This is a genomic window from Halochromatium glycolicum, assembly GCF_016584085.1.
GTDB lineage: Bacteria > Pseudomonadota > Gammaproteobacteria > Chromatiales > Chromatiaceae > Lamprobacter > Lamprobacter glycolicus.
Window position 1 is genome coordinate 1 of record NZ_NRSJ01000009.1, and the last position, 11,969, is coordinate 11,969.

12 protein-coding genes are annotated in these 11,969 nt (G+C 62.6%); 6 read left to right on the plus strand and 6 right to left on the minus strand.

Going from position 1 to position 11,969, the window contains the following annotated elements; translation table 11 throughout:
* Window positions 1-266: 266 nt before the first annotated feature.
* Window positions 267-1,601, minus strand: coding sequence for an IS701 family transposase (locus CKO40_RS06935; RefSeq protein WP_207173464.1), 1,335 nt, complete (start codon window positions 1,599-1,601; stop codon window positions 267-269).
* Between the two features lie 646 nt (window positions 1,602-2,247).
* On the opposite strand from CKO40_RS06935, the gene CKO40_RS06940 reads away from it, so the two are divergent.
* A complete protein-coding gene (locus CKO40_RS06940) occupies window positions 2,248-3,609 on the plus strand; it encodes an IS1380 family transposase (RefSeq protein WP_200345477.1) in 1,362 nt (453 codons plus the stop codon).
* A 303-nt stretch (window positions 3,610-3,912) separates the two neighbouring features.
* On the opposite strand, the gene CKO40_RS06945 is transcribed toward CKO40_RS06940, so the two are convergent.
* Window positions 3,913-4,221, minus strand: a complete 309-nt coding sequence (locus CKO40_RS06945; protein ID WP_200345478.1) for a hypothetical protein — start codon at window positions 4,219-4,221, stop codon at window positions 3,913-3,915.
* A 343-nt stretch (window positions 4,222-4,564) separates the two neighbouring features.
* On the minus strand, window positions 4,565-4,933 hold the full coding sequence (locus tag CKO40_RS06950; protein WP_207173466.1) for a transposase: 369 nt from the start codon (window positions 4,931-4,933) through the stop codon (window positions 4,565-4,567).
* 961 nt (window positions 4,934-5,894) lie between these two features.
* Here CKO40_RS06950 and CKO40_RS25285 point away from each other — a divergent pair.
* Window positions 5,895-6,368 carry a papain-like cysteine protease family protein gene (locus CKO40_RS25285; protein ID WP_420827370.1) on the plus strand — a complete coding sequence of 158 codons (474 nt, stop codon included), beginning with the start codon at window positions 5,895-5,897 and terminating at the stop codon, window positions 6,366-6,368.
* A 411-nt stretch (window positions 6,369-6,779) separates the two neighbouring features.
* Here CKO40_RS25285 and CKO40_RS06960 read toward each other — a convergent pair whose 3' ends face one another.
* Entirely contained in the window at window positions 6,780-7,070 is a 291-nt protein-coding gene (locus CKO40_RS06960) for an IS4 family transposase (RefSeq protein WP_420827366.1), read from the minus strand.
* A 315-nt stretch (window positions 7,071-7,385) separates the two neighbouring features.
* Between CKO40_RS06960 and mnmA the strand changes: the two genes are divergently transcribed.
* The 4 genes from mnmA to CKO40_RS06980 all read left to right on the plus strand — a co-directional run bounded on the left by mnmA (window position 7,386) and on the right by CKO40_RS06980 (window position 10,425).
* On the plus strand, window positions 7,386-8,483 hold the full coding sequence (mnmA, locus tag CKO40_RS06965) for a tRNA 2-thiouridine(34) synthase MnmA (protein WP_200345481.1): 1,098 nt from the start codon (window positions 7,386-7,388) through the stop codon (window positions 8,481-8,483).
* Between the two features lie 180 nt (window positions 8,484-8,663).
* Window positions 8,664-9,305 carry a high frequency lysogenization protein HflD gene (gene hflD / locus CKO40_RS06970; protein ID WP_200345482.1) on the plus strand — a complete coding sequence of 214 codons (642 nt, stop codon included), beginning with the start codon at window positions 8,664-8,666 and terminating at the stop codon, window positions 9,303-9,305.
* Window positions 9,306-9,371: 66 nt separating this feature from the next.
* The gene (locus CKO40_RS06975; protein WP_200345483.1) at window positions 9,372-9,551 is read left to right on the plus strand and encodes a DUF29 family protein; all 180 of its coding nucleotides are present in this window, start codon (window positions 9,372-9,374) and stop codon (window positions 9,549-9,551) included.
* 655 nt (window positions 9,552-10,206) lie between these two features.
* Entirely contained in the window at window positions 10,207-10,425 is a 219-nt protein-coding gene (locus CKO40_RS06980; protein ID WP_200345484.1) for a hypothetical protein, read from the plus strand.
* Between the two features lie 243 nt (window positions 10,426-10,668).
* Here the strand turns inward: CKO40_RS06980 and CKO40_RS06985 are convergent, their stop codons facing one another.
* Both CKO40_RS06985 and CKO40_RS06990 read right to left on the minus strand, forming a co-directional pair.
* Entirely contained in the window at window positions 10,669-11,046 is a 378-nt protein-coding gene (locus CKO40_RS06985; protein ID WP_200345485.1) for a hypothetical protein, read from the minus strand.
* Between the two features lie 102 nt (window positions 11,047-11,148).
* Window positions 11,149-11,526, minus strand: a complete 378-nt coding sequence (locus CKO40_RS06990) for a hypothetical protein (protein ID WP_200345486.1) — start codon at window positions 11,524-11,526, stop codon at window positions 11,149-11,151.
* Between the last annotated feature and the right edge of the window lie 443 nt (window positions 11,527-11,969).

Below are 11,969 nucleotides of genomic sequence, written 5' to 3' on the forward strand. Positions count from 1 at the left end.
GCTTTTGTCCGATGGGTGTGCAACGATTGTTGTGTAGCGACTGCTCAACTGAGGAGCCGGATGCGGGAATTCCGCACGTCCGGATCTGTGGGAACCACGGGTGAGCAATCACCCGTGGTCACCCGGCATACCCCCGCACCTCCACGATCCCGGGCTCGTCCAACAAACGGTTCAGATCGTCGCTCGCTTCGCTCGGACGATCTAACCTTATTCGTTGAAGCGGACACATTTGGTTTCCTGACTCGGCTTTGGCACTTTTCGGCCCCTCAGGCCGTCGCGGCACGCTGATCGAGCAAGCGCTCTAAGCGCTGGGGTGAGATTTGGACAGGGTCCTGCGCGCCGGCTGAGGTGTCGAAATAGGATTCGCTCCAAATCCGGCGCCGGACCAAGGCTAGGCAGTCGGAGAAGGTCGCCTCGGGCTTGAGATACCAGGCGCTCGAGCGCGCCAGGGTGGGCCAGTGCGCGCGCCAGCGATGCACCATCAGGCAGACCAGCGAAAACAGGGCCATCAGCACCGGCGTGGTGCGGGCGATGGCGAGCTCGCTCCACTGACGCTGGGTCTCGACGCCAAGATGGCGGCGGGTCTCCTCGAAGGTCACCTCGAGCGACCAGCGCCAGACGAATAGCTCGATGACCCGCGCCGGGGTCAGGGTCAGCGCCGTGGTGAAGAATGCCTGCGCCGGCAGACGCCCCTCGGGATCGACCACCAGCACCCAGCGAATCGGCAGCGGCGTGATGCCGGGCGTGTGCCAGAGCGCGATGCCGCTGAGCACGCGCAGCGTTTTGCGCTGGCCGCGATACCAGGGCACCGTGACCACCTCGCCCTGGGTGCGCGCTTCCTCCACGCGGCTGGCCAGTTTGGCCAGGCGCGCGCCTGTCTGCGGCTTGCGCCCGCGCCGCCCCGGCGGCACCGGTTCCGGTTTGGCAAACAGGCGCGCATCCAGGCGCAGGCGGCTGATCAGGGTGGCCTGGTGGGTCAGGCACTCCCAGCCCAGGCGGATGCAGGCGTAGCGCCCATCGCCGATCAGCATCCACGGGCGCCGACCCCGCCAGCGGGCCACAAGGCGCACCATGACGAGCGTCCACTCCACGGTGGTGCGATGTCGGCGACCCGCCGCGGTGTCGGCCTGCTCGGAGGGCATCAGCAGGGTCAGAAACGGCAGCGCCCACACCCGCTGGCTCCAGGGCACGGGCACCAACAGCGCCATCACCAGCCATTCCACCCCCAGGCAGGTGACGACCTTGCCCCGGCTTGAGCGCACCGCATCCCGATAGACGCCTTTGGCCCGAATGCGCGGCCCGAAGCGCCGCTCCAGGGTCTCGTCGACCGCCATCACGATCGGCACGCCAGCCGGCAGGAGCGCCAGCAACAGCCCCAGCAGGATCTGCGCACCGCGCAGTCCCGACCAGCGCGCCCGGTTGAGCACGCGATGGTCACGCTCGAAGCGCCGCTCGCCCGACAGACCCATCGCGCGCAGCGCCGCCGTGACCGTGCGCGGCCCCTGCGCAAGCAGGGTGCCGATCACCAACACCTGCGCATGCGCCCAGCTCGGACGCGTGAACAGCACGGCAAACGGTTCTAAAACAGCTACAATCGTCAACGGCAGAGCGGGCACGGGCGGGACAGTTTGGCGTTTTGGTCGACATCAGACGATACCGCTCGCTTCGCTCTGCCGCCAACCGCTCAGCCTCTGGCTGCGCCGCTGACGCCGGCCGCTCACCGGCGACAAGCCGCTTCGGCAAAATGGCCAAAGTCGAGTTATAGGTATAGAGGTTCTTTCGATAAGCAACAGGGACATGTCTGAGACCTTGGGAAAGGTGGCATAATCGCTCTCATTTCGTGTTCGCAGCCAGTTGAGTTACACCCAACAAGTGGCTCAGCTCCGATCCAGTGCCGCGCACCGAACTCAGCGCATGCTGTTACCGCCTTACGGGCGCCGTATTGGTCGGGCTAGCCATACGTTAGCTTCCAGACGACAGCCGAACAATTGTGTGTGAGATATGGCGAAGTCCGTTTACATCGAATCATCCGTTGTCAGTTACCTCACGTCGAGGCCGAGTCGGGATTTGGTAATTGCCGGGCACCAAGCATCAACGCACGAATGGTGGAATGAGGCGCGATCGGTTTATGAGGTCTTCATCCTGAATCCGTGAGCTAAATGAATGAGTAATGGCGAAAAATGCTGCCGAAACAGCGCGATGGTGGTAAAATAGGCATCTTTACCACATCACCCATTTGGTGGCGCCATGCGGCAATTCGTCATTGAGCAATCGGCGGCTGATCTGACCTCTCACGCGGGCCTTGGGCTCATTGGCCGGGCGCTGCATCATCATACCGACTTGGCCGATGCGGCGAGCGCTGTCTCGGATGTGCGCCCGGACGCGATCCAGCACCGGGACATTTTGGCCAGTTATATCGCCTTGGTGTGTTTGGGCAAGAGCGATTTTGAGGCGGTCACCGCCTTTCGCGCGGACGAATTCTTCTACGAGGCCCTGGGCCTGCGCGACGTCCCCTCGGAGGCGACGCTGCGCCAGCGCCTGGATGAGCACGCGCAGGCCTTCCGCAGCGCGGTCGATCAGGCCTCGGAGGACTTCCTGCGGCGGGTGGGCGCACCGATCACCCCGCTGGCGAATGGGCTGGTGCCGTTGGACTGCGATGTCAGTCCGTTCGATAACGGGCGCACCCACAAGGAGGGCGTCTCGCGTACGTACAAGGGCTGTGATGGGTACGCGCCGATGCTGGCCTACCTGGGCCAGGAGGGCTGGTGTGTGGAAGTCGAGCTGCGTGAAGGCCGCCAGCATTGTCAGAAGGACACCCCGGCGCTGCTCGCTCGGGTGCTGGAGCGCACCCGGCGCTTGCTCCCGACGTATCAGGGGGTGCTGCTGCGCCTGGACAGCGGCAACGATGCGTTGGAGAACATCGCTGCGGTGTTCGCGCACAACGAACAGCATCCGCAAGCCGCCCAGGTCCACCACCTGATCAAGTGGAACCCGCGCCAGGAGCGCCCGGAGGATTGGCTGGCGTATGCCGAGAGCCAGGAGTCGGACGCGCACTGGAGCACGCCGCGCCCGGGCAAGCGCGTGGCGCTGTTCAGCGTCGTCGAGGATCGGGTCGATGGCGAGTATGAAGACACCCTGCGCCGGGTGATGCGCGTCACCGAGCGCACCATCGACCAGGACGGCCAAGCCCTGCTGGTCCCGGAGATCACGCTTGAGGGCTGGTGGACCAGCCTGTGGCAGGCGGAGGCGAGCATCATCAGCTGGTATGCCGAGCATGGCACCAGCGAGCAGTTCCACAGTGAGTTCAAGACCGACCTGGACCTGGAGCGCTTCCCCTCGGGCAAATTCGCCACCAACGCCCTGGTGCTGACCTGTGCGCAGCTGGCCTACAACCTGCTGCGCTGGATCGGACAGGAAGGGCTGCTCGGCGCCAAGGCCCCGCCAAGGCATCGCGCCAAACGCCGGCGCCTGCGCACGGTGATGCAGGAGCTGATCGACCTGGCGGCACGGCTGGTGCGCACCGGCCGCCGTCTGAAGCTGGTGTTCGGTGCGCAGTGCCCGGCGGTGACGATCTATCGTGCTTTGTATCTGCAGTTGGCGGTGACGTAGCACCGCCACCCCCTCATCCCGCCCATCCTGAGACGACGCGGCGCGCTCCGAGGAGGGCGTGCGCCTGGCTGCAGCGCACATCCGGCTCACGCGCATGAAAAACCCACATTCGCCTCGTCGTTGAGGCGAATGCCATGGCAATCCAGCGCACTCGGCCTTCATCGCAACCAATCTCTAAACCGCGCATGCCTTTCGATGGAAACCTCCGTTTGGTGCTATTCACCTCACGGATTTACGTGCTGATCAAGCCCTAGCGGTTTGTCCGCCATTCGTTATCCGGGTTTGCGTGGCCAGCGCGCGGGACTAATGCCCGTCCAGATCGCGGTTCGCATCCGTGTCCGCAAAGCCCTCAGCTGGCGAATGCGATCGCGCAACCGTCGCCACTGCTTCCAGTCGCATAGGCGGATGCGCCGCCGCAGCCAGTAGTCCGACTCTTACATCGAAACCAAGAGCGCCATCCATGTGGCGCATGTCTATTGTGTGCGCAAGCGCAACTTCGGCGGGCAGCGCTTCGCGCTGTGTGACGAACTCGCCACCACAGTTGGACGCGATGACGCACTTGTCCGCGGCTACGTTCAGCACCAAGAGCAAGAGCGTCAACGCCTCGACCAATTGCAGTTCTGGAGCTGCACGGCAGCCTTTAGCCGGTCCAATATCCGTGGGTCCGGGTTAGCGTCCCCCGGCCGGTTTGAGCGGCCCGCCCATTGAGCCCACCCGGTTTCGCCAGCGGATGGTTACTCACCGAATTTTGACGGAGCGGATTGTTGCTTGTGCTTGCATCACTGGAAGCGCCGCATCATCAAGCGTTGGTGCGGTTTGGGGTGGCGGTCGTCATGGGTGCAAGCGCGTTGCCAGGCGACGGCGGGATCTAGGCTTGGCGACAAAGCGCTCCGGATCTAGCTCGAACAATCAATGCGGCAGCACCGTCGTGGTTTTGCTATTCTGAGGGAAAGCGCTATATCTGCGTGCTCGACGGACGCCCTTGTTCAAAACATGCTGAAAATATCTGCGTTAAGCACTGCGCGCCCGGCAGGGTGTGGACCTCATCGTACTGGCGTTTGGCCTGCTGGTAGCGAAAGATCACCCGGCCGTTTCGGCAGGCGAGAATATCACTCTCGCTGCCGACACCGCGATAACGATAGCGCCCAACATAGACAAGCGCCTTCTCCACGTAGTCCACACGCTTGCGGCGGACGACGTAGCCGTTGGTGACCGCGGCCGGAAGTGGCCGCCCTTGGTTGAAATGGCCGCCAGCAGCTTGGCCCAGAGTCTTAGAGAAATGATGCAACAAAAGAGTATAAGCATCTCTGATTCCGCACGCCATTTAGCGATGTCTAACGGTTATTGACGATGAATAAATTCAGGAGGGCGCTCGATCTGGCAGTTGAGATTGGTTGCTGCCATGTGAATTTTCGGTTTTGGTTGGCCAAGTGTTCTTAGAAGTCCTAACAGAATGACTTCTGCGGCCTTCGAAGTCAGACATTTGTGCAAGTCAAGCGGGCGGTTTGATAGCGCTTCTTAGAAATTCACTTGGCTCTAGCGTCGAACGTGAGTGCATGCGAGAAGAGGGACATATCATGGGAGAGCCTCGAGAACCGACTTCTAGCCGTTGGGCCATCCGGATCGCTGGTGCTGCCAGCGCTGGCGTGGTCGTTGCTGGTGAGGTAGTGATTGCCGAGATCTGTGACCCGGTCACTCGTATTGGTGCAGCTTTTCGGTATCTGGGTGGCGGAGGCGGTGTAGGCATTGGGGAAGCTCGAATTCCATCTCCGCCAGGAGGTTTGAGCGGTGCCTCTAATTGGGAGCATTTCACGCTGCCACGACCGATACCATTATCCGGATTCGAAGGCGGGGGAAGCGTGACCGCAGCGGGCCTTGGCGTCGGCGGCCACGGTGTAGGAAGTACCGTCCTGATTTTCTCAAACCCCGGCCGCTTGACAGGAAGAAACGTCAACGTGGAATTTTCCGGAGCCCCTCTGATGGGGGCCGGTTTTACCGCAACGACTGGTAACTGGACGATGTCGTCCCTCTATCCGATGCGCCAATAGCCCACAATAGATACGAATGAGTAGTTTGTCTCCATTCTCTTCTGACGCGGCAAATACGGCGCCCCGTACGGCCGGTGCTCCGCTGTCGCGCCCCGCCCCTGTTCCGTTCCGCGCCGCACGTTCTGCAGCTGGCTGTGCGGCAAGAGAGAAGATACAGCTATCTGTCTGGAGAAGCTCGTTATGGCCATCAGCTACGTGGTACCAGGAATAATTTCTCCAATCAGGCAGCGCAACTCTATGAGTTGCTGGGCTGCCATGTTTACCATGATGTATTCGTGGCAGCACAAGACTTCCGTGCCGGTTGAAACAGCTGTCGCAACGCTAGGTCAACACTATCTCGATGTGTACCGTCGAAATACTGGGTTATCGATTGCTGACAACCGAAATTTAGCGCGCGCTGCAGGCATAATTGCCGAGCCGCTGCAGAATTGGAGCATTGAAGGGTGGGCGAGCCTCTTGCGACGGCACGGCCTCTTATGGACCAGTTATGCCTGGCAAACATCCTCACGGAGAGGGCGGCATATAATTATCTTTTACGGTCTCCAGCATGATACTCGGAGAGGGCAGCTCGTGCTATATATTGATCCGTCAGATGGGGCTCGCCATCAGATGCCGTTTTCTAGGGCGGTGGCACAGCACGAATTAGGATTCACGATAACCCCTCTCAGTGATGCTCTGCTAGGACAATTCTCTCAAGTTATTCATTACTAGCCAACCGCCGAGTCGGCAAATGAGCAATACACACAGACGTCGAGACGTCTAGCGCCATCAATGCCCTACACTCGCAGTCGATAAGACTTGTGGGTGCGTCAGCGTTAATAAGGCTAGGTCATTATCATGAGCCGATGCGGCGTCGGTGGCGCGCGCGATGGTCCAGCCCGTCAAAGCCCGAACGAATGCTTCGCAGTACGAGGCTCGCTAACTGGAACTCAAGCCGAATCGTTGAGCTGCGATTGCAGTCTTCAGAGATCAGAGCGGCAAGCGCTACCACGTATTTCCTGCTGATCTTGGCCTCGCGTTCACTTTAGTGCTTGCCATCGATCTCGAGGCCGCGCATGATCAGCGCTGCCGGTTTGATTTTGGGTAGGCGCGCTTGTATCAGCGGGCGTTATGCCCATGCCATTACCCATAAGTCGCCCCCACGCTGCGCTGAGCCTCCAGTGCGAGCACAAAACCCGGGATCCTTTGTAGTCCGATCCAGAGTGTTTTCGGTCCCGGGAAGCCATCGCTGTTGCGATTGAGAAAGTCCCCCAAGCTGGCGACCATCCGCACCATGGTATCCAGTGACGGCGGCTGCTCGGGTGGCGGCTTGCGCTGGGTAACCAGATAGGCCGCCCTCCACTCCTCATCGGCGAACACCGTATCGCACGGCATCTGCGGGCACTCGCGCCCGAGCAGGGCCAGGTACAACACCCGCCAGTCGATCGATCATATCGATCGTCGTCGCTTGGCGAACTATCGAAAGCTGCTGCGCGAGAATGTGCTGGCGACAGCGACCTTGGCTGAGCAACGCGCCCAGGGTCGGGCTCTTGCGAAGATCGTGAAAGCGGGCAAGAGGGTCAAAAAAGATCGGACAAGACGTTATTCATCGGTACCAGGTCGGTCACGGCGATGGCCAGTGGAGTGCGCCTTCGACGTAATCTGTCGGGCACCGGCGCTGCGAGTGTCAGCGTCGCTCAAGTTTGGGTATGGTTTCGTTCATGACAGAGAACCTTGATCATCAAACCCGTGTCGCAGGCTAAGCCGCGGCGCGTCATCATCGGCCTCTCCGGCGGCGTCGATTCCGCTGTCGCGGCGCATCTCCTGCTGGATCAGGGCTATGCCGTCGAGGCCCTGTTCATGAAGAACTGGGAGGAGGACGACGAGCCTGGTTATTGCGCGGCGGCCGAGGATCTGGCCGATGCCGAGGCGGTCGCCGAGCGGCTCGGCATCCGGCTGCACCGGGTCAACTTCGCGACCGAGTACTGGGATCGCGTCTTCGAGCACTTCCTGGCCGAGTATCGCGCGCTGCGGACGCCGAATCCGGACGTGCTCTGCAACAAGGAGGTCAAGTTCAAGGCGTTCCTGGATCACGCCCTGACCCTCGGTGCCGATGCGATCGCGACCGGCCACTATGCGCGCGTCACGCACGCAGGCGATGGCGCGCACCTGCGCCTGGCCGTCGATGCGAACAAGGACCAGACCTACTTCCTGCATCAGCTCAGCCAGGCGCAGCTTGCCCGTGCGCTGTTCCCGCTGGTCGATCTGACCAAGGCCGAGGTGCGGGACCGCGCTCGCTCTCTCGGGCTTGCAAACGCCGAGAAGAAGGACAGCACCGGGATCTGCTTCATCGGCGAGCGGCGGTTCGCCGACTTCCTCGATCGCTACCTGCCGCGCAATCCGGGGCCGATCATGACCCCGGAAGGCGCGGTCGTCGGCGAGCATCGAGGGCTCGCCTGGTACACCATCGGGCAGCGTCAGGGGCTCGGTATCGGCGGGGTCGCCGAGCATGGCGAGGCACCCTGGTTCGTCGCCGCCAAGGCCGTCGAGTGCAACGCGCTGATCGTCGTCCAGGGCGGGGCCCATCCGCTGCTCTGGTCGCGCGAGCTGACCGCGGAACCGCCGCACTGGATCGCGGGGCGCCCGCCCGGGCCGGTGCCGTTGCGCTGCTGGTGCCGATTGCGGCACCGGCAACCGCTGCAGCGCTGCACGATAATTCGCTACGATAGCCGGATGTGTCGGGTTCGCTTCGATGAGCCGCAGCGTGCGATCACCCCCGGTCAGTCGGCCGTGTTCTACCTTGACGACGAATGCCTGGGTGGTTGCGTGATTCGAGAGGCCGCGTAGCATCGGCCTGTGTTTGTGCCCTTGTTGGCGCGAGAGTGGTCCGTTGTGCGGTGCGCGCTGGCCATTGCGTTATCTGCCCGGGCCGCGATAGGTCAGATGCCCGAAACCCAGTGGGCGCCTGTCAGCGCCGGCGGCCCGTCGCGCCGAACCCAGTATTTTAGCGTTCGAGATCCGATATCCATGCCCCACAGCGACCAAGACCGTATCATCGCGCTGGCAGGTCTTCATCAAGCGGCCCACTGCGTCCTCCGTATCGCCAACCGCGGTAGCGTCGATACCGAGCAGATGGAGCCCTGCCTGTACAGCCTGTTCCAGATCGACGCCGAGGATGTCCCGTCAGTGTTCGGCCCACCGGGCGCGGTCGCCACCGGGGCGCGGCAGGTGATCGCGCAGCTCACCGGCCAGCCCGAGCGCAATGTCGAGCTGACCCGCTACGTGATCACGCTTCTCAAGCACGAGCGGACGTTGGCCGGGCGGGGCGACATGCTCGCCGCGATCGCAGACGGCATCGAAGCCGCGGCTGCTCAACGCGGTGACGCCCACTTGCTCGATCAGGCGGTCATCAGCCGCCTGGCCGGGATCTATTCGGCGACCATCAGCAAGCTGGAGCCGCGGATCATCGTCCGCGGCAACCCGCTCTACCTGCAGAACCAGGAGAACCAGGAGCGCATTCGCGCCCTGCTGCTCGCCGGTATCCGTGCCGCGATGCTCTGGCGGCAGTGCGGCGGGCGTCGGATGCAGATCCTGTTCGGCCGGCGTAAGCTGCTCGATTCCGCGCGCGCCTATCTGAGTTCTGGGACCAGCGCGCGCCAGCCGAGCTGAGCGAGTCAGTCGCCGGATCTTGCTCGCACCTCTGATATTTGCCATCGATGAGCCGACCGAAACCTGATGAGCACCGGTTACGAGGAAGACTTCTTCACCTGGACCCAGGAGCAGGCGACCTATCTAAGGCAGGGCCGCCTCGATCTGTTGGATCTCGAGCATCTCGCGGAAGAGGTCGGTGATATGGGGAAATCCGAAACGCTTGGTTTAGGATCGTCCGCACGCCGCGGCACAGCCGCGTCCTAGCAGACTCGCCGGGAAAATCCCGCAGCGCTCTAGCAAGGGGCGATGCTTGCGCGTCGAGTGCCTCCGCAAGCGAGTGGCGCAGCCGATCTTGATCCCGCCAGAAGTCCGCTGGCGCTCGCGAGCTAGCCCGACATTGCCAGTCGACCAAAACCGCCCACTGTCCGATCTCAGCAGCGGTAGCGCTGAGCCTCCGGCAGTCCTTGTCATTGGGCCGGCAAGCCGGAGGTTCTGCGGGCAGGCCAGCGATCGTTGCGGCCCACTTCGGGTCTGCTCCCACCAGCCTTTGCAATGCCTGGCGGACCCCCGCGCGCAAGGCGCCTTGCTCCCGCGACGCCGGTGGCGGCCGACTACCGAATAACGGCTCGCCGCGCGGCCGATGCCGATCAGGAATGCGGCTGGACCCTAACGGCCCCATCCCTTTGGTCCTGCCCCCACCAGGACCAATCGCCCAAGATCGCGACTCCGGCGAGGGTACTTGGGCCACGGTGATCTGCCGGTAGAGATTATCGATTTGCTTGGCCGGGCTCGACTCGAGCAACAGTGGGCTCAGCGCGACCAACACGGCAACGCCGAGCGCACCGGCGGCGAGCGCGGGTCCCTGCCAAGTCCCGGTCCAACGGGGCTGCCTATTGCGGCGAATCAGATAGGAGCGCCAATGGCGCACGCGGCGGGCAATGCGTTGCAACCGAGCCGGGAGCATCCCGAGCTGCTCCAGCTCGGCATCGGCTTGTTCGAGCTGACGCAGCAGATCGAAAGTGCCTGGATCGCGAGCAAGATGCGAGAGGACCTCGCTGCGGCGTGGCTCGGTCAGGTGACCGTGGCGAAAGCGCTCGAGCTCGAGGAGCTTTGGGGCCGGCCCGCGGGCCTGACCTGAGGCTAGGGTCAAGGCGCAATTTACCTGCTGAGCCGCGGTCTTGCCGCGATCGGTCTTCTTCTGGTCCTCTCTTGAGGCTTTCATGCAAGCGGTGTACGGCCTCTAAGCGGTCGATACAACAAGGGGTTTCTGACGGGTTAAACGGATCGGCTTTGACAAAATGACGGTCCGTCATGTTGCGCCACAGCGGTCGGTTGAAAGCCTTCTCCGGCGGATCAGGCTGGCATGAGGGTACAGCGCAGATCAAACGAGGAGGTCATCAAGTGTGATCTGGTTTGCGGAAAGGTAGCGTTTGATCTTGGCGAGGGCCTGCTGGCGGCGGTACCGGACTTGGCGCACGCTGAGACCACCGAGCATCTCGCCCACACGCCGCTCCGGGATCGGGTCTTGAAAGCAGCGCAGGATGAATAGCTCCTCGTCACTGAGCACCAGGGGGCTTGCGTGGCTCTTTTTCAATTCCTCTGCCCGCGCACTGAGGAAAGGGGAGGGGGAGTCAACGTGTGCGCCAGAAAGTAGCTGGCACAGCGCACTGGCTTGGTCGCGGGTCGCGCTGTCGACGGGGTTTCCATCGCCAGCGACGGGCTCGATCCTGGATCGACCATCCTCATCGGTGGCTTCCAACGGCACGGACTCGCTGGCGCGGCCAGCGCATTCTTGACGGCGGTCCATTTCCTGCAGAATCCGGAGGATTTCTGCTTCGTTGGTCGGCTGCCCGTCCGTCGCTTACGGGTCATCGCGCAGCGCGGCCAGGACCTCGCTGTCAGTCAGACGCATCAGGCAGCGCAGCTCGAAAAGACGCTCGCCGAGCGCACCCAACTCCCGCAGCCATTTGCGGGGCGCGGGCCGTCCTGCCAGCTCGCGGTAGGCGTCGACCAGGCAACGCTTGAACGCCACGAAGATGTAGGCGCGGGTCAGATGGCGCGAGTCCCCGTCCGATTCTAGCCGGCTTAAGCGAATGGCGAGGCGTTGCCTGGCGTCTTCAGCCAATGCCTGAGGATCGGTCATGCGTCCGAACGTCTTGCGGGTGATCCCGAGGAAGAGGCGAGTCCATTCCTCGGAGTACAGCGCTTCTACCGTTGGTTCCGCTATTCCGTCTCTCATCGATGCTCTCGATCATCGATCTCGTGCCCAACGCCCGCTGCTAAGGGGCTCCGCCTTAAACCGAATCGAGGGAGGGGGCCTGTCCGCAGGGAAGGCGGTTCCAACGATGCACTATTCCAAATGCTTGGAATCCTGCGTTGGAGAGCCGCAACCCGGGCGACGGACATGCGCGGCGAGCCCCAAGGCCGCCCATATGACGGTAGGCGCTGCAGCTAATGACGACAATTAGGGCATGCGGCGACGAAGCTGCACCCTTCGGAGCGACAGCGATCCCGGTCTCGCCTCAACACTCGAACGGATACTAACCGAACTTGGTCCGCTGAGGGAACGACGCAGTCGCACTGGCATCCGGCGAGATGGGCGGTCCGGCTGGGTGATTAAGAAGCCCTAACAGAATCCCTCCTGTAGCCAGATAGATCAGCAGGTTGCGCGGGTCAAGCGGC

Coding starts and splice junctions, on each gene's coding strand:
- CKO40_RS25285 (WP_420827370.1), top strand. CDS start 5,895: ATGAGTTGCTGGGCTGCCATGTTTACCATGATGTATTCGTGGCAGCAC.
- CKO40_RS06950 (WP_207173466.1), bottom strand. CDS start 4,933: ATGGCGTGCGGAATCAGAGATGCTTATACTCTTTTGTTGCATCATTTC.
- hflD (WP_200345482.1), top strand. CDS start 8,664: ATGCCCCACAGCGACCAAGACCGTATCATCGCGCTGGCAGGTCTTCAT.
- CKO40_RS06980 (WP_200345484.1), top strand. CDS start 10,207: ATGGCGCACGCGGCGGGCAATGCGTTGCAACCGAGCCGGGAGCATCCC.
- CKO40_RS06990 (WP_200345486.1), bottom strand. CDS start 11,526: ATGAGAGACGGAATAGCGGAACCAACGGTAGAAGCGCTGTACTCCGAG.
- CKO40_RS06975 (WP_200345483.1), top strand. CDS start 9,372: ATGAGCACCGGTTACGAGGAAGACTTCTTCACCTGGACCCAGGAGCAG.
- CKO40_RS06940 (WP_200345477.1), top strand. CDS start 2,248: ATGCGGCAATTCGTCATTGAGCAATCGGCGGCTGATCTGACCTCTCAC.